Raw genomic sequence first — 15,971 nt, forward strand, 5'->3', positions numbered from 1 at the left:
TTCGTTCGAGCACGAGCAGCGATTCGAAATTTGGCGAATGCGGCAGTCGAGACGAAACACGTCGGTAGATTGTCAACAGTCTATGGCTTAACATTATGAAACTATTTTCAGTTTAGGTAAATATTTACCATCAATATTTACGTTTCCCACCGCCCCGAGTGCAGCGATCCGCTTGCGAGCTGCGATCTCCTAGCTTGCCGAACCATGCGGATGAACGCGACAGAATTGATAGGCGCACCACAATGAAAAGCATCGCTTCCTCCGCCGTGTTGACATTATCCCTGATCGGGGGAGGGGCTTTTGCCGCGGATCTCTCGTCACACAAGCTTCCACCCTTGCCGGAGCTTCCGGCGATGGAGACGACGCCCTGGGCCGGATTCTATATCGGCTTGAATGCCGGCGGCGCATGGAACGCAAGCACGGCTGTCAATTTGCTGTCCGCGCCGGTCTTCGTGGCCCCGGGGATTGGCGAGGAGATATGGGCGGCGACCTCGTCCTTTGCCGCAAGCCGCGCGCTTTCGACACAAGCAGCCGGTTTCATTGGCGGCGGCCAACTTGGTTACAATTGGCGGTTCAGTGAAACCTTCATCGCCGGCGTCGAGGCGGATATTCAGGGCGTGGCCGGCGGCGCAAATAGCGCTCGCAACGTCAGCTTGCTCCCAACGCCGGCCGCTGGCCTCAGCTATCTGACGACGCTGTCGGCCAGCAAACGGCTCGATTATCTCGGGACCGTTCGCGGCCGCATCGGCTATCTCGTCACGCCAACCCTCCTCGCATATGCGACCGGCGGTCTGGCGTATGGCGGGGTCACGGCGAGAGCGGATTTCTTCCAGACAATCCCAAATGATACGCCGGGATTTGAACTCCTCGCGATCAACGCCGGCCGCTTTTCCAACACTCGCGCCGGCTGGACTGTCGGCGGCGGCCTCGAGTGGATGTTTTCATCTGACTGGAGCCTCAAGGCGGAATATCTCTATTACGATCTTGGCGGTGTTACATTTCCCACCGGCGTAACAACCGATCAGGCGTTCGGCGCGCTCATCATGATCAGCAACAATCATGCGTCCACCCGCTTCGATGGACATATTGCGCGCGCAGGCGTGAACTATCATTTCAATTGGGACGCAGATCCGGTCGTCGCTTCCTATTGATCGAAGCTCATTCTGGAATTCGACGATGGGGTGACAAAGCCCGCCCCGGCGATGGAATCATCGAGGCGCCCGGCTCAAATGGCCGGGCCGGCTCTTTTTTCCCGGTTATGCGGCGCGAGAAACCCGATCGCCTCCATCCCTGTTCGGCAAGCCGGGCGACATTAAATAACAACTGCGAATGTCTTTTGACTGGAGCCGCAGGGGGATGGTTGCACGCGTCGGTTTGAACCAGGTGAAGCTGGTCGGATTGGACTTCGGCTCGACGACGACAAGTTTTCTCGCATTACAGGCGGAAATCTCCGGCAATTGCGTCACCGGGCGAATGGCGCTTCGTAATCCTCGCGCCATTTATCGTCCTGACCCGATCTTCACGCCGCTCAATCAGCAAAAACTCGATCTCGAGGCGATACGGTCCCGGGTCTTGTCATGGCTCACGGAGGCCGGGACTGCGCGCGAGGATATTTTCGCCGGCGGCGCGATCGTCACAGGATTGGCGGCGGAGCGGGAGAACGCCGACGCGCTGAGGGCGACCGTCATTGACTTGCTTGGCGACGCGGTTGTTGCGACAGCCGACGATCCGCGCCTGGAATCATGGCTCGCCTTCATGGGCGCGGGCGCGGCGGTTTCTCGCGCCCATCCGGAACAACCGATACTCAATATGGACATCGGCGGCGGCACGACGAATCCGGCCCTTGGGCTGGCCGGCGATGTCAAGGCTGTCGGGTGCTACTTCATTGGCGCGCGTCATTTCGAGTTCGAGCCGGAAGGCTATCGTCTGGTAAATGTCTCGCGTTTCGGCGCAGCGATGCTCGAGAATTTCGGTTTTGAACATTCGGTCGGGTCCGATCTATCCAGCAAGGCGGTCGCTCGTCTGACGAAATATCTGACGGATGCGTTAGTGGCGATCGTCGAACAAGATCATGAGTTCTTCGACAATCCGCTTGGTCGTCTCATTGCGCCCGCGCCTTGCGTTTACGATGCGTCGATTGCGCCGGCGGTGACATTCTCCGGCGGCGTCGGCGAACTCGTTTACGCTATCAGCGCGGGAGAAGCGTCGCCGGCGACAACCGCCTATGGCGATCTCGGCGTCAACCTTGCTCAGGCTATTGTCGCCGATAAGCGGCTCGCGGCGGATATTCAGCGTTTCGTTCCGGAACATAGGGGACGCGCGACGGTACAGGGCCTCACCTATAACAACACCGAAATTTCCGGCACGACATTATTCCTCGGCGCCGCCGCCCTTCCGCTTCCCGATCTGCCGATCGTGGCGTCGCTCTCCTCGAGGGTTGACGCCCGCACACTGTCGAGAGCGCTGAAACTCGCCGGAGGTTCTCGACGCGGTGTTTGCATCCAGCTTGCCTGGGACGAAACGTCGCCCTGTTACGGCGATGTGAAGAAGCTTGGGTTGACGATTTCGGAAGCGCTCAATGAAGCTAGTCTTCCATCCGACGCGCCGCTCGTGATTCTGACGAACGCTAATGTAGGCAAGGCTCTCGGCAATTACGCGACCGCCTGGAAATCCTCCGCTCGGAGACTGATCGTCATAGACGAAATTCCGACGCGAAAAGCGCAGTTCGTAAATCTCGGAGCAAGGCGAAGCGGCGTGGTTCCGGTTTCCTTCTATGGTATGAACTGAAGTTCGCGCGCGTTGGCGCAAAAGGGTGGAATGGAAGCGGAGGACGCGGGAGATGATTGCGCTTAAGCCATTGTCCGAAATCCATGTCCCGACGCCGATGCCGGACGAGGCGTATGAAATCGGTCTGTTCGACAGGTCTTTCAGGTTCGTGGGATTGAAAGCGCTTTTGGGCGCTGCGGATTTCGACAAGGCTGGCGATCGACTTGCCGCGCTCGCCGCGCAAAACGACGTCGAGAGAGAAGCGGCGCGAAAAATTCTTTCAAATCTTAAATTGAGGCATCTCTACGATCGCCCATTGACCGACGGCCAAGGGCGGGTCGATCAGGTCATGCGGGTAAATTACGATATCGATCTCCCCGTCTTCGCCGAATTCGCCGATCTGACTGTCGGGGAAGCCAAGGATTTCATCCTGCGAAACAAGGCACCGGCAATAAAGCGCTTGGGGACCGCATTGACCGGGGTGATGGCCGCCGCGATCGCAAAGCTCATGGATGTCCACGAACTGGTCTATTCGGCGAAGAAGCTGAAACGCTCCGCGGCCGCGCGAACGACGGTCGGACTTACCGGAACCTTGTCCTCCCGTCTGCAGCCCAATCACCCGACCGACGATCTGTCCGCCGTCACCCTCCTCGTTTATACGGGTCTGAGTCTGGGCGCCGGAGACGCTCTCATCGGTCTCAATCCCGCAATAGACACGGTCGACAACGCCAGCGCAATTCTAAACCATCTCGACAAGCTTCGGCGACAAACCGGCGCGCCGACGCAGATTTGCGTTCTGGCCCACATAAAGACGCAGCTCGCCTGCCTGGAAAGGGGCGATCCGGTCGAAATCATGTTCCAGAGTCTTGCAGGAACGGATCGGACGCTGATCGAGGAGTTCGATTGCACGGTCGATCTTCTCGATCGCGCATATCGCGTCATGCTGGAGCGCCGACCGATTGGCGATGGCGCGAAGCAGTTCATGTATTTCGAGACCGGACAGGGGAGCGAAGTCAGTTACGGAAAGCACAATGGCGCGGACATGACGACGACCGAAGCGCTCTGCTATGGTCTTGCGCGCCGCTACGATCCGTTCATGGTCAATAATGTGACCGGTTTTATCGGGCCGGAAACGCACCGTACAAATGTCGAAATGATCCTGTCCAATCTGCAGGATCATTTCATCGGCAAGCTCCTCGGAATTCCGATGGGGATGGCGCCCTGCTACACCCTTCATTCCGAGATCACCATGGAAGGGCAGCAGATCGCCGCCCAGCTTCTTTCGGCCGCCGGCGCCAATTATTTCATGGATGTCTATCTTGGCGTCGATCGGATGCTCGCCTATTTCGACACCTCGTCGCACGACGATCAGACGATGCGGGAGACATATGGCCTCGAACCGGCGCCGGAATTTGCGGCATGGGCCATGGAGCTCGGAATTTTTCAACGGGACGCCGAAGGCGCGCTCGAACGTGGACCGAACTGGGGCAATCCCCGCATATTTTGCGATTCCGACATGGAATTGCAGAGACTGCGAGAAAATCTACCGGCGGCGTATGGCTGGGAGAATGCAGGGCCACGGCCAGCGAACGCGGTTTCGCGCGACATCAAGGCAAACATCGCGGCCGCCCGCGAAGCAATTTACACCGATATATCGGCGGAGAAACTTGGGTCTTTCGACTTCCGCCGAATTTCGACAAAGGCCGGTTCGAAGGCCGATCATCTGAATAACCCGGACCTCGGCGCGCGACTCGACGGGCAACTGCGCGCAAGGCTTCAGCCCGAAGAGTTTGATGTTCAGATCGTCATTTCAGATGGACTGAGCGCCGAGGCGATTCATCACAACATTGCCGAGTTGTTGCCGGTCCTGATGGATGGACTAGCTCAGCAGCAGATTACCGTCGGAACGCCTATCCTCGCGCCCTATGGTCGCGTAAAACTTGCCGAGGAGATCGGCAATAGCCTGAAGTCGAAGCTGGTGATTATTCTGATCGGGGAGAGGCCCGGCGGCGACGCCATGGCCGCGCGCAGCATGTCCGCCTATCTCGCTTATCGACTCGAAGACGACGAAGTTCGCAATGCGGCGCGCGCCTCGAGCGGGCATGGCGACATCCGCTACGAATATACGGTCATCTCCAATATCTATCGTCAGGGTTTGCCCCCTGTTGAAGCTGGCAGCCTGATCGCCGAACGCGCCGGGCAGATATTGCATCATCGCGCGGCCGGCAACCGTTTGGAGCGTGTGCTGGGGGAAAAAGTCGGGACGTAAATGTGTCGCATTTCCCATCAATCGAGAGGGTCGAACAGCCATGAAATGGCTATGTGCGCTTTGCGCCCCGCGGATTCGTTACAGGCGCCGCTCAGCGAAGACTTGGTCGGTCCTCATTCTTGCATCGTTGATCGCTGGCGCCGTTATCTTCCCTGACATCGGTCGCGCACGGGAAGTCGTCGGGTTTTCGCCGTCAGCGTCGGCAGGCGCGATTATCATAAAGGTCAGGGAGCGCGCGCTGTTTTTTGTTGTCGGCGACGGCGTTGCAATCCGTTATCGGATCGCCGTCCCGAAGCGGGGAAAGGAATGGGCGGGCGCAGCTCATGTCAGCGGAAAATATATCAATCCTGACTGGAGTCCGCCGCCTTGCGTCAAGGCCGACCATCCTGAATTGCCGGATATCATCCCCGGAGGCGCGCCGGGAAATCCGATGGGCGCACGCGCAATCACGCTTGATCGACTTCATATCGCCATTCACGGGACGAGCAGAAAAATGCGCCGGTCGATCGGAACGGCCGCGTCCTATGGCTGCATTCGCATGTTGAACGAGGATGTCATCGACCTCTTTGATCGGGTCAGAATAGGCGCGCCTGTTTTGATGATTCCCTGATCGCGAAAGGATTTCATGTCTGCAAGGAACGCTGGAAGTCGAATGATGCTAAAAACGGTCCCTGTCCGACACATCGTCTTCTCGGAGATTAAAATCCGAATCTCGCCTTGCTAGCTCCTTTTGACAGCAAGGCCAGCGCTGGCCTGACAGGTCGGCATCATTTCAATTCGGTTGATGTTGACGTGATGTGGAAGCGAAACGATCCATGACGCCGTCTCCGCGATATCTTCGGCCGTCAATGGCTGGGTGCCTTCATATACTGCCGCCGCCTTCGCGTCGTCGCCTCCGAAGCGCACCTTGCTGAATTCCGAGCCGCTGACGAGACCCGGCTCGATGTCTGTCACGCGGATATTCCGCCCCACGAGATCTGCGCGCAAATTGAGGGAGAATTGTCGTACGAAAGCCTTGGTCGCGCCATAAACATGCGCGCCGGGATATGGATATTCGCCTGCCGTCGATCCTATATTGAGAATGATCCCGTCATTGCGCGCGACCATCCCGGGCAGGATCGCGCGCGTCATATGGACAAGGCCGGAGATATTGGTGGCGATCATCGTGTCCCAATCCTCTGGCGAGGCCTCCCATGCCGGAGATAGCCCCAGCGCAAGCCCCGCATTATTCACGAGCACGTCGATGTCGCGCCAGCCTTCCGGGAGCGCCGCCAGAAAATCGGTGATGGCGGATAAATCCGTGACATCCAGCTTTGCGGTAAATAAATTCCCGCCGACGTCCGACGCCAATTCCGCAAGACGCTCGGCGCGACGCCCAGTAGCGATGACGCGATGTCCGTCTTTGACGAAGCGGCGAGCGAATGCGGCGCCAAATCCGGAGGTGGCGCCTGTAACGAGGATTGTCTTCATGACGATTCCATATCTGATCTTCGCGATTCCGTCAGCTGCCTTGTCGTCGCGGCGCAAATTGCGTGGAAAGCGTCATTGAGGAATTGGTGGTGCGCAACGATTGCGGTCGTCGCCATTGACGCGACTCGAGATGCATCAGCGCTATTCATATCTCTCGGTAATGCCGCACGGCGATCGACAGAGAACGGACGACGGCGCTTTCGTGCGGTTCATTTTCCGTCGCCAGAAATTCGACGGTCACGACTTGCTCAGGTAAATGCCGCGCGAGGGCCCGCGCCGTCCCGGCATGATCAGCGTCGCCTGCGCCCAAGGGAGCAAGATCCGGCTCACTCGCATGGACATGTCCGATGATGGACGCAAAATCGCTCACTACGGCCGCAGGATCCTCTCGGTTGACGGCGATCGTTCCGGTGTCGAGTTGAAGCCTTATCGCTCGCTCGTTCACCGCGAGGACCATGCGTGCAGCCTCCACCGTCGTTGTAAGAAAATTCGATCCATACCGTGAAGGAATGGGCTCCAGACATATGAATACGCCCCAGGATTGCGCGATCATAGCCAGACGACGGAAAAAGCTGACGGCCATATCGAAAGCCGCTTGATCTCCGAGATGCGCGCGATTTCGATTTCGTATGGAACCAAACACGAGTCGCGTTGCGCCGAGGCCCGCAGCAATGCGGCTCACGGCCGATAAACGCTCCATCGTCGCCCGTTGGCTTTCCGCAGCGCCGAAAATGTTCAGATTCGGTGCGCCGAAAAGCAAGGCCTGCGCGCCAATGATTTCGACGCCATGATCACGCCAGAAATTGCGCAGACGCGAGATGTCGGCGTCAGAGGCTCTGCCGGGATCGGAAAAATATTTGCCCGGCGCGATGTCGATCGCGTCGATACCGAAGCGCGCCAGCAGCGGGGCTATGGGATCGTCTTCGTCGGCGTCCCAAGCAAGGTTTGAAATCGCGACGCGCATGGGTATGTCACAACGTTGAAAGCGGCCTCATGCAGGTTTCCATAGGTCAGCGATGGATTCAATATCGATGGCCGTCGGCGGTATTACGGGGATCGCCTTCTCGAACTTGCGGTCGCCGTCGTCGTGGCTTGCCGTGACCTTGGACTCGAGGCCGTGGTCATGGCCGCAGGATATGTCACGGACACGGCCGCTTCCGTATGGACGACGGGGGCGGAGATCGAACAGATAGCCGAATAATTTTTCCCTCGAGCGGCGCAGATTTACCAAGGTTTGCTGCTTGTGGTTTTTTCGACCGCCGCCGGATTCGATCGTCCGCCGCTCTGGCAAGGAGCGCGACGAGGCAATATTCTTTATGAATCCTATCCCGCTTCGAGGAAAATCCATGTCCCTTGCGCCCAACCCTCTCCTTGCCGTCTGGAGCGCCCCTTTTGGGCTTCCGCCTTTCGGCATGATACGCGGCGAGCATTTCAGAGCCGCGTTCGACGCCGCGCTTTCCGAGCATCGCAAGGAGATTGCGCGTATCGCCGATGATCCGGCGCCCCCCGGTTTCGATAACACGATCGCTGCCCTCGAACGATCAGGCCGGTTGCTGAACGACGTCAGCGCCGTCTTCTGGAACCTGACCGCCACTGACACAAATCCGGAGCTTCAGGAAATCGAACGCGAGGTCTCGGGCGCGCTTTCCCGGCACGCGAGCGAAATTTCCATGAATGCGGCGCTTTTTCGCCGGATCGACGCCCTCCATGCGCAGCGCCAGAGCCTCGCGCTGACGCCGGAGCAGGCGCGCGTGCTGGAGCTTGTCCACAAAAACTTCGTGCGCGCCGGCGCGAAACTGGGGGAAGCAGAAAAAGAACGGCTGGCTGCGATAATGGAGCGGCTCGCGGTTCTTTCGACCCAGTTCTCGCAAAATGTCCTCGCCGATGAGTCGAGCTATTTGCTGTTGCTGGACGAGACCGATCTCGAAGGCCTGTCGCCAGATTTTCGTTCGGCGGCCGCGCGCCTCGCGGCGGATCGCGGCGCGGCTGGCAGATATGCGGTGACACTCGCCCGCTCGAGCGCGGAACCGTTCCTGCAAAGCTCCGCTCGCCGCGATTTGCGTGAAGCTGTCTTCCGCGCCTGGGCGAGCCGCGGCGAAAGCGGCGGCCCTACGGATAATCGCAAGATCATCGCGGAAATTCTCGAACTGCGCGACCGCCGCGCCAGGCTCCTTGGCTATGAGAGCTTTGCCGACTACAAGCTCGACGACACTATGGCCCGGACGCCCGCCGCCGTGCGCGAGCTGCTGGACCGCGTGTGGGAGCCGGCTTTGGCGCGCGCGTGGGAGGAACGCGCTGATCTTCAGGCGATCGTCGACGAAGACGGCGCCAATTTCGCGATCGCGGCGCAGGACTGGCGATATTACGCCGAGCGACAAAGGAAGAATTTATACGATCTCGATCAGACGGCGCTGCGTCCCTATTTTCAACTGGAGAAGATGATCGCGGCGGCTTTCAGCGTGGCGGGGAGGCTTTTCGGGGTTCAGTTCAGGGAGCTGCAAGGTCTGGAGCTCTATCATCCGGAAGTGCGCGCCTTCGAGGTTTTGGATGGAGAGGGCGAGCATGTCGCGTTGTTCCTCGCCGACTATTTCGCGCGGCCATCGAAACGTAGCGGCGCCTGGATGTCGGAATTTCGGTCACAGCATAAGCTTGACGGCAATGTTCGACCGATCGTCGTCAATGTCATGAACTTCACGAAAGGGGCGGAAGGCGAACCGACCCTGTTGAGTCTAGACGACGCGCGCACATTGTTTCACGAATTTGGTCATGCACTGCATGGCATGCTTTCGGATGTGACTTATCCGCTTCTTTCGGGAACGAACGTCGCGCGCGATTTTGTGGAGCTGCCGTCGCAACTTTTCGAGCGCTGGCTGCTGGAGCCCGCCGTGCTTCGCGAATTCGCGCTGCATGCGGAAACCGGCGAACCCATGCCGGACGACCTGCTCGAACGCATCGTCAGATCGCGTCACTTCAACCAGGGTTTCGCAACGGTGGAGTTTTGCGCCTCGGCATACGTCGACCTCGATCTGCATGAGCGCGATACACGAAGCGAACTGGATGTTGGCGCTTTTGAAAAACAGTGTTTGGAAAAGATTTCCATGCCCGAGGAAATCGTGATGCGCCACCGCACGCCGCATTTCAGTCACATCTTCTCGGGCGACGGCTACTCCGCGGGCTACTATAGCTATTTGTGGGCCGAAGTCCTCGACGCCGACGCCTTCGAGGCCTTCAAGGAGGCGGGCGACCCGTTCGCGCCGGAGGTTGCAAGGAAGCTTCGTGATTTCATTTATGCGGCCGGGAGCAGGCAGGATGCGGCGCAGGCCTATCTGGCCTTTCGGGGCCGGATGCCGACCGTCGAACCGCTGCTGCGCCAACGCGGCTTCGCCGACTGAATTCGTCACATGGCGTCAAAGCATGGGTCTCGCCTTGTCTGGTTCCGATGATGGCGCAGATTTCCGCCTGTCCCGGAAATCTGCGCCATCAGGCCTCTGACGCCGCGCGGCGGCCTTCCGTCAGCGGCAGAGACGCGAGGATCTCGTAACCGGTTGCGCCGGGCGGCGGCGAGCGGAAGATCTCGATTGAATCGACCCGCTGCGTGAAGGAAAGCTCCCGATCGATCGGATGTCGCCGTGCGATCGCTCTTCCGTCGCCGCGCAGGCGGGCGAGCGTGACGTGCGGCCGGAATGGCCGCTCGTCGCTTGCGCCGCACGTGTTAAGGAGCTCGGCGCGCAATAGCTCGACTTCGTTCGGTACAACACATTCCGCCCATAACAGACGGGGCCGCTCGGGCCGGGGGCCATAACAGAGGCGCCGAAATGTCAGCGTGAATGGCTCAAAGCGATTTATTGTCGCCCGGATCTTTTCGGCTATCTGCGAGAGTGACGTCTCATTCCATGGCGGCACGAGCGTAAGGTGAATATCGGCGATCCGCACGAGCCGAACGGCGGCATGCTCGAGTTCTCGCGCCAGACCGGCGAGGTCGCCAGCGATCCCTGGCGCGACCTTTACGCCCACGAATATGCGCATTTGCTGGGCAGTCGCGGCATTCTCGCCGGATTTCGCGATGTCGGTTTCCTTCAGCGGCGTCACCATCCGGGGGCCGATCAGATTACAGCTGCGACAAAGACAGCCAGCGGGCGGACGTCGCCCGCATTCCAGTTGGCGAAGACGCCCGGCGCGCCCTTGTCTCGGCCGGGGTAGATCGGCTCGTGCCGGCGTACCGCGTCAGTAAGTCTTATAAACTCTGTGACCGTCGATTGTCTCCGCCGTTCCCAGGGCCCTGCCGTCCGCGTCGGTGAAATACATTGTGCCGCCGATGGTCGTAACACTTCCCAGTTGTCGGCCGGTCGCCGTGGTGTATTCGGTGGTGCCGCCGCCGTAGCTCGAGGTGCCTGACTGTTTCGTGGGCGGATTGGGGTCCGCCTGCTGCGCCTCAACCGCGGGACTGCAGGCGAAGAAAGCGACGAAAAAAGCCACCCATTTCATTTTGCTCGTCTCCATCGCATCGGATTTTGTCGTGTTCGCGCGATCGAGTTGCAATAACCGGTCCATGCGCTGTGGTTATTTAAAATCAGATATTTGTGCGGGGAGGAAACAAGCCGGAAACGCTGAGGCGCCACAAAAACAGGCATTCAGATGCTGTAGCCGTCGCTGGCAGAGCGGAGTGGGCTGACGCCTCATACGCCCGGGGCCGGGGGAAAAGCGACGCCGCGTCCGCGCCTCCCGGCGCGAGGGAGACCCTGACAATGCGGCGTCGATCCCGACGTTCTCTTTCTCGGCTAGCCCTGCCCTTACGTGGCCAGGGCTAGCTTCGTCCGAATCCTCGAAAGCCGAGTGTCCCCTTCAGGTCAGAGTCTGGGGCCCAGCGAAGCTCTGACTGACGCATTTCCAACAGCAACAGGTGGGACGGTCTTACCGAGGCAGTTGCTCAACACGGAGGCCGCACCGTTTGTCAAAGTAACTCGTACATTGTCGATGGACAGCATTGTGTCGTCGAGATTTGGAGCTTGAGTGAGACTCTGAGGCTGGCGGACAGGCTTGGGCGATCGGCGGACAGGGCCATTCACGCGGTCAACTTCTCCCTTGCGCCCGCCCGGAACGGCGATTCGAGCGCAAGTACGAGTTTGACGAGATCGGCCTGACGCGTCGCGCCGGTCTTCTGGAAAATGCTTTTCAGATAGCCTTTGACCGTGCCCTCGCTGAGGCCCAGCGCCTTTGCGGTCGCCGGAACGCCGCCGATCTCGGCGATCGCCAGAAGCACGCTGCGCTCGCGCGCGGTCAGGCCGTATAGATCGGAGACCACGCCGCCGCCGTGGACCGCTCCGAGAGCAAGGCTACGCACGAAGAGTGCCGCGCCACCGTCATGCAAGCGCAAGACATGAATCACGCAGCACCGCTCGTCGCCGCTCCTAAGCATGATTGCAAGGCTTTCGGGGCTCGTCTTGCCGTCGCCGCTCGCGCCGAGCGCCGCCTCTAGCGCTTCCTTTGCGCGAGGGTCGACGATCGTCATCACGCCGTTTTTCGCGTTGAGCGCCGGATGATTTTCGAGCATCTCTTCCGCGCTGCGATTGCGATAGAGGATTCGCATCCCGGCGTCGACGACGAGGACTGGAGCGGCAAGCTCGCCGAACAAATCCAGAAGTTCGTCGCCGAGCGAAGCGCTCGCCGGCCCCTCCTCACTTGCGCGGGCCAGATGCGGAAGGAGGGCGTTCAGGCGAGTTTTGGAAATCTCGTCCGCCGCGCCGCTCGCCTCGTCGCGAAAAGCGACGAACAGGCAGGCGCCGTTCTTTGAGCGATGCAGCACCGCGCCGAGAAAATCCAGGAGCCCATGCGGCGCCATCCATCGATGAAAGGCGGCGCTGCGCTGAAAACGCGCGCTCGACACGAGGTCGGAAGACGAAAAGGCGCGACCGACGCCGATGTCGGCGAAGGCGCGCGCGCGCAAGGGATCGAGCTTCCGATAATGCCGCAGAAATTCAGTGATCCACCCTTTCTCGGCGTGCGGCGAATATTTCAGCTCCAGAAGCGCCGAAGCGCTGTCTTCGAAGATCAGCGCGGCGAAAGAGGCGTTCAGATATTGCGCGATTTCGTTCAATGCGCCCGGCCAAAGGCTCGGGTCTGCGCGCGCGTCATCGATGTTTTTGACGATCGCGGCGCACGCCGCCTTGTCCTGCGCCTGTGTCATGAGATTCTCACCGCATCGTCGCGCCGCGTTTTCGGGCCATCAGACCGGCGTGGCCACGGTCCATGCACGAAAACGCGCGCCTTTCTCCATGGCCTCCAGAAGACAAGAAAAACATCGCCTGTCTCTGCCTTGACAGGATAATCGAACCGTGGCGCCGCTGCAACATCGTGGAGAAATATCGAGATAAGCCGCTCGGCCCCTCCCGATCGGGAGGGGCCGCCGAACGCATTGCACAGCTACACTCATTGTGCATTTGAGGATTCGTCAGCCACGCTGCGAATTTTGCAGGAAATCGTCGAGAAGGTTCTCCAGGATCATGCGGCGCGGAGAAGCAACAGCTCGCAAGCGGTGGAGGGCAGGGCCCGGTCGAGTGACGTTCAGCGCGCTCTTCATGGCTTTTTCGCTCTTCGCGCATCTTGCGCTCACGACTGTGCGCGCGCCTGTCGTCGCAGGCGAATGGTTCTGCATCGAATCCCGAACCGGCGCGCAAACCGCCGATCGCCCCGAGGCGAATCCCGGTCACGCGGACGCGGCTTTCGACCATTGCAGCGATTGCGCCATTGCGACGTCGCCGACGCTGCCCGGCAAAGAGCCGTTCCACTGCGCGCCTCTTTTCGAAGGCCGTCTCGTCTTTTTCCAGCCCAACTGGATCGATCCGTTCAAACCGCGCGGCGCCGGTGAAAAGCGCTCGCGCGCGCCGCCTGTCGCCTCCTGACGCTCTGGCCAAGAAAGTCCCTCGTCACCCAGTCGCTTCGCCGCCACCGTTCCGGCGGATCAGGAGAGCTTTACCCATGTCCCGTTACGCCCTCATGCGCGGCGCCAGCGCCGCCGCCCTTACCCTCGCCTGTATCGCAACAGCGCAGGCCCAAACCCCTCTCCCGAACATCACGATCGGCGCGGCGGCGCGATCCGCGGTGCGGTCCGGGCCGTCGACAGCGGCGCCCGCCCAGGTCGCGGCGCCAACGCCGGCGCCGGCGCCCGAACCCGAGCAGAAGCCGACGCCTGATGAAAAGGTCGTCACGCAGCGGGAGATCCAGCCGGAGAAGCCGCGCTTCACCGACACGGCGAGAGTCATCGCCGAGCAGCCCGGCGTCAGCATGTATACGATGGGCGGCGTATCGGGCCTTCCCGCGATCCGCGGACAGGCCGATGAGCGCATCAAGGTGATTGTCGGCGGCGTGCAGACGACGTCGGCCTGCGCCAATCACATGAACTCGCCGCTGAGCTACACCGACCCCAACACCATCAGCTCCGTCGACATCGTCTACGGCGTTTCCTCCGTCAGCAAAGGCGGCGACTCGACGGGCGGCTCGATCATCGTCTCGCCGCGCGCGCCGATGTTTGCGACCTCGGGCATTCCCGGGCCGGTCTCGCCCATCGTCACGGCCGCCGGCGCCCCGCTTCAGCCGATGCCGTTACTGCCGTGGGACGCGCCGGGCGCGCTGCGTTTCGGCCCCAACAAGGAAGTGCTGGCGACGGGGAGCCTGTCCAGCTTCTTCCGGGGCAACAACAACGGCTGGGGCGTGTCCGGCGTCCTCAACATGGCGACGGATCACTGGAGCGTCCTCTACAACGGCTCCTTCCAGCGCGCCGGCAATTATCAGGCCGGCGGCGGCGCGGGTCAGGTCTATTCGACCAATTTCCAGTCTGAAAACCACGCCGTGACCCTCGGTTATCAGAACGAGGGCCATCTGGTCACCGTGCGAGGCACGTATCAAAACATCCCCTATCAGGGCTTTCCAAACATGCGCATGGATATGACGCGCAACAAGGCCTATTCGATCGAGGCGAACTACAAGGGCGCGTTCAACTGGGGAACGCTCGACGCGCGCGTCTACTGGGCGCAAGTCTATCACAAGATGGGCTTCCTCGACGACCGGTCGACGCTGAACCATGGCATGCTCAACGACGGACGCGACTTCGGCTATTCGATCAAATCAGAGATACCGTTGACGGACAAGGATCTGCTCCGCGTCGGAAACGAGTTCCACGGTCAGCGCCTGCAGGATTACTGGCCTTCCGATTTGACCGGCTTCCCCGGTCTGATGACCCGCCCCTTCAATTTTGTCGTCATCAACGGCGGCCAGCGCAATCGCATGGGCACATATGCCGAGTGGGAGCGCGCATGGAGCCGGGAATGGTCGACGGTGCTCGGCTTCCGGAATGACACCGTCTGGATGGACACCAATAACGTCCAGCCATACGATCCCTTCTCCTTCCGCTATGGCACGCCCTTCGCGCGCGCCAACGCCTTCGCTTCGGTGCTGTTCAACGCCCAGGGCCATGCGCGGACGGACGCCAATTTCGACATGACCGCCATCGCCCGCTACAAGCCGGCGGAAGGCGCGCTTTACGAGGTCGGCTATTCGCGCAAGACGCGCTCGCCGAGCCTTTACGAGCGCTATGTCTGGCCCGTCGCCGGTCCGTTCATGGGCATGTTCAACTGGTTTGGCGACGGCAACGGATATACCGGCAGCCTGAGCCTCGCGCCCGAAGTCTCCCACAATGTTTCGGTCACCGGCACATGGAAGGACATGTCCGGCGAGAACAGGTGGGAGGCGCGGGTTTCGCCGTTCTACAGCTATGTCGAGAACTACATCGCCGGCGGACGGACGGGCGGGACGTTCAACTTCCCGACGGGCATAACGCCCGCCTATATCTTCCAGATCCTGCAGTTCAGAAACTACAACGCCCAGCTCTATGGCGTGGACGGCTACGGAAAATACAAGCTCTTCGACTCGCCGGACTATGGCCGCCTGACCGCGTCCGCCACCGTCAGCTATGTCTATGGCGAGAACCTCGACATCGGCAATCCGACCGGCTGTCTGCCGGGGTCCGGCTTCTGCTCGGTCGCCTCATTCCTCTGGAACAAGGGCGACGGTCTGTGGAACATGATGCCGTTGAACAGCACGATCACGCTGGAGCATCAGATCGGCGGACTGACGCTCGCCGCGGAGGCCAACCTGGTGAACGCCAAGAACCATGTTTCGGCCAATCAGGGCGAGTTCCGCACGCCGGGTTACGCCCTGCTCAACTTACGCAGCTCCTACGAGTGGAGTAATTTCCGGATCGACGCAGGCGTCGATAACATCACCGACGCGCTCTACTCGCTTCCGCTCGGCGGATTCGACCTGACGCAATATTACCGGGCCGCCGCACTGTATGGAAATCCCGCCGCCGGCCTGCTCTATGTGCGTCAGGTGCCCGGTATGGGCCGAAACTTCTATGCGGGACTGACGGTGAAATTCTGATCCGCGCGAGCCTCGCTTGAAAACAGGGCGG

At 60.4% G+C, this 15,971-nt stretch carries 14 protein-coding genes; 8 read left to right on the plus strand and 6 right to left on the minus strand.

Features of this window, described 5'->3' with window-relative positions:
* Window positions 1-242 precede the first annotated feature (242 nt).
* From MET49242_RS19370 to MET49242_RS19385, 4 genes are all read left to right on the plus strand, one after another.
* The gene (locus tag MET49242_RS19370) at window positions 243-1,151 is read left to right on the plus strand and encodes an outer membrane protein (RefSeq protein WP_036285460.1); all 909 of its coding nucleotides are present in this window, start codon (window positions 243-245) and stop codon (window positions 1,149-1,151) included.
* 205 nt (window positions 1,152-1,356) lie between these two features.
* Window positions 1,357-2,787 carry an ethanolamine ammonia-lyase reactivating factor EutA gene (locus MET49242_RS19375; protein WP_036285462.1) on the plus strand — a complete coding sequence of 477 codons (1,431 nt, stop codon included), beginning with the start codon at window positions 1,357-1,359 and terminating at the stop codon, window positions 2,785-2,787.
* Window positions 2,788-2,839: 52 nt separating this feature from the next.
* Window positions 2,840-5,035: an ethanolamine ammonia-lyase gene (gene eutB / locus MET49242_RS19380; protein ID WP_036288798.1), complete on the plus strand. Its 2,196-nt coding sequence runs from the start codon at window positions 2,840-2,842 to the stop codon at window positions 5,033-5,035.
* A 40-nt stretch (window positions 5,036-5,075) separates the two neighbouring features.
* A complete protein-coding gene (locus tag MET49242_RS19385; protein ID WP_084679228.1) occupies window positions 5,076-5,645 on the plus strand; it encodes a L,D-transpeptidase in 570 nt (189 codons plus the stop codon).
* A gap of 110 nt (window positions 5,646-5,755) precedes the next feature.
* Here the strand turns inward: MET49242_RS19385 and MET49242_RS19390 are convergent, their stop codons facing one another.
* From MET49242_RS19390 to MET49242_RS19400, 3 genes are all read right to left on the minus strand, one after another.
* Window positions 5,756-6,505 carry an SDR family oxidoreductase gene (locus MET49242_RS19390; protein WP_036288804.1) on the minus strand — a complete coding sequence of 250 codons (750 nt, stop codon included), beginning with the start codon at window positions 6,503-6,505 and terminating at the stop codon, window positions 5,756-5,758.
* Between the two features lie 145 nt (window positions 6,506-6,650).
* A complete protein-coding gene (locus MET49242_RS19395) occupies window positions 6,651-7,469 on the minus strand; it encodes a sugar phosphate isomerase/epimerase (RefSeq protein WP_036285464.1) in 819 nt (272 codons plus the stop codon).
* Window positions 7,470-7,496: 27 nt separating this feature from the next.
* Window positions 7,497-7,853, minus strand: coding sequence for a hypothetical protein (locus MET49242_RS19400; protein ID WP_144259703.1), 357 nt, complete (start codon window positions 7,851-7,853; stop codon window positions 7,497-7,499).
* Between MET49242_RS19400 and MET49242_RS19405 the strand changes: the two genes are divergently transcribed.
* The gene (locus MET49242_RS19405; protein WP_036285467.1) at window positions 7,852-9,897 is read left to right on the plus strand and encodes a M3 family metallopeptidase; all 2,046 of its coding nucleotides are present in this window, start codon (window positions 7,852-7,854) and stop codon (window positions 9,895-9,897) included. The two genes, MET49242_RS19400 and MET49242_RS19405, sit on opposite strands and share 2 nt — an antisense overlap.
* 88 nt (window positions 9,898-9,985) lie before the next feature.
* On the opposite strand, the gene thpR is transcribed toward MET49242_RS19405, so the two are convergent.
* Window positions 9,986-10,531, minus strand: a complete 546-nt coding sequence (gene thpR, locus MET49242_RS23565; protein WP_244452950.1) for an RNA 2',3'-cyclic phosphodiesterase — start codon at window positions 10,529-10,531, stop codon at window positions 9,986-9,988.
* Between thpR and MET49242_RS26270 the strand changes: the two genes are divergently transcribed.
* The gene (locus MET49242_RS26270; RefSeq protein ID WP_244452960.1) at window positions 10,418-10,705 is read left to right on the plus strand and encodes a hypothetical protein; all 288 of its coding nucleotides are present in this window, start codon (window positions 10,418-10,420) and stop codon (window positions 10,703-10,705) included. The two genes, thpR and MET49242_RS26270, sit on opposite strands and share 114 nt — an antisense overlap.
* Window positions 10,706-10,729: 24 nt before the next feature.
* Here MET49242_RS26270 and MET49242_RS19420 read toward each other — a convergent pair whose 3' ends face one another.
* Both MET49242_RS19420 and MET49242_RS19425 read right to left on the minus strand, forming a co-directional pair.
* Window positions 10,730-11,056 (minus strand): hypothetical protein, encoded by a 327-nt coding sequence (locus MET49242_RS19420; protein WP_036285470.1) that lies wholly within the window; start codon window positions 11,054-11,056, stop codon window positions 10,730-10,732.
* Window positions 11,057-11,567: 511 nt separating this feature from the next.
* Complete coding sequence (locus MET49242_RS19425; protein ID WP_036285472.1) at window positions 11,568-12,689, minus strand: LuxR C-terminal-related transcriptional regulator; 1,122 nt, start codon at window positions 12,687-12,689, stop codon at window positions 11,568-11,570.
* A 391-nt stretch (window positions 12,690-13,080) separates the two neighbouring features.
* Between MET49242_RS19425 and MET49242_RS19430 the strand changes: the two genes are divergently transcribed.
* Window positions 13,081-13,404, plus strand: coding sequence for a hypothetical protein (locus tag MET49242_RS19430; RefSeq protein ID WP_144259704.1), 324 nt, complete (start codon window positions 13,081-13,083; stop codon window positions 13,402-13,404).
* 76 nt (window positions 13,405-13,480) lie between these two features.
* Complete coding sequence (locus MET49242_RS19435) at window positions 13,481-15,940, plus strand: TonB-dependent receptor (RefSeq protein WP_036285477.1); 2,460 nt, start codon at window positions 13,481-13,483, stop codon at window positions 15,938-15,940.
* Window positions 15,941-15,971: the final 31 nt, after the last annotated feature.

The sequence above is a fragment of the Methylocystis sp. ATCC 49242 genome, assembly GCF_000188155.2.
GTDB lineage: Bacteria > Pseudomonadota > Alphaproteobacteria > Rhizobiales > Beijerinckiaceae > Methylocystis.

Coding starts and splice junctions, on each gene's coding strand:
- MET49242_RS19370 (WP_036285460.1), top strand. CDS start 243: ATGAAAAGCATCGCTTCCTCCGCCGTGTTGACATTATCCCTGATCGGG.
- MET49242_RS19375 (WP_036285462.1), top strand. CDS start 1,357: ATGGTTGCACGCGTCGGTTTGAACCAGGTGAAGCTGGTCGGATTGGAC.
- eutB (WP_036288798.1), top strand. CDS start 2,840: ATGATTGCGCTTAAGCCATTGTCCGAAATCCATGTCCCGACGCCGATG.
- MET49242_RS19385 (WP_084679228.1), top strand. CDS start 5,076: ATGAAATGGCTATGTGCGCTTTGCGCCCCGCGGATTCGTTACAGGCGC.
- MET49242_RS19390 (WP_036288804.1), bottom strand. CDS start 6,505: ATGAAGACAATCCTCGTTACAGGCGCCACCTCCGGATTTGGCGCCGCA.
- MET49242_RS19395 (WP_036285464.1), bottom strand. CDS start 7,469: ATGCGCGTCGCGATTTCAAACCTTGCTTGGGACGCCGACGAAGACGAT.
- MET49242_RS19405 (WP_036285467.1), top strand. CDS start 7,852: ATGTCCCTTGCGCCCAACCCTCTCCTTGCCGTCTGGAGCGCCCCTTTT.
- MET49242_RS19400 (WP_144259703.1), bottom strand. CDS start 7,853: ATGGATTTTCCTCGAAGCGGGATAGGATTCATAAAGAATATTGCCTCG.
- thpR (WP_244452950.1), bottom strand. CDS start 10,531: ATGCGCATATTCGTGGGCGTAAAGGTCGCGCCAGGGATCGCTGGCGAC.
- MET49242_RS19420 (WP_036285470.1), bottom strand. CDS start 11,056: ATGGACCGGTTATTGCAACTCGATCGCGCGAACACGACAAAATCCGAT.
- MET49242_RS19425 (WP_036285472.1), bottom strand. CDS start 12,689: ATGACACAGGCGCAGGACAAGGCGGCGTGCGCCGCGATCGTCAAAAAC.
- MET49242_RS19430 (WP_144259704.1), top strand. CDS start 13,081: ATGGCTTTTTCGCTCTTCGCGCATCTTGCGCTCACGACTGTGCGCGCG.
- MET49242_RS19435 (WP_036285477.1), top strand. CDS start 13,481: ATGTCCCGTTACGCCCTCATGCGCGGCGCCAGCGCCGCCGCCCTTACC.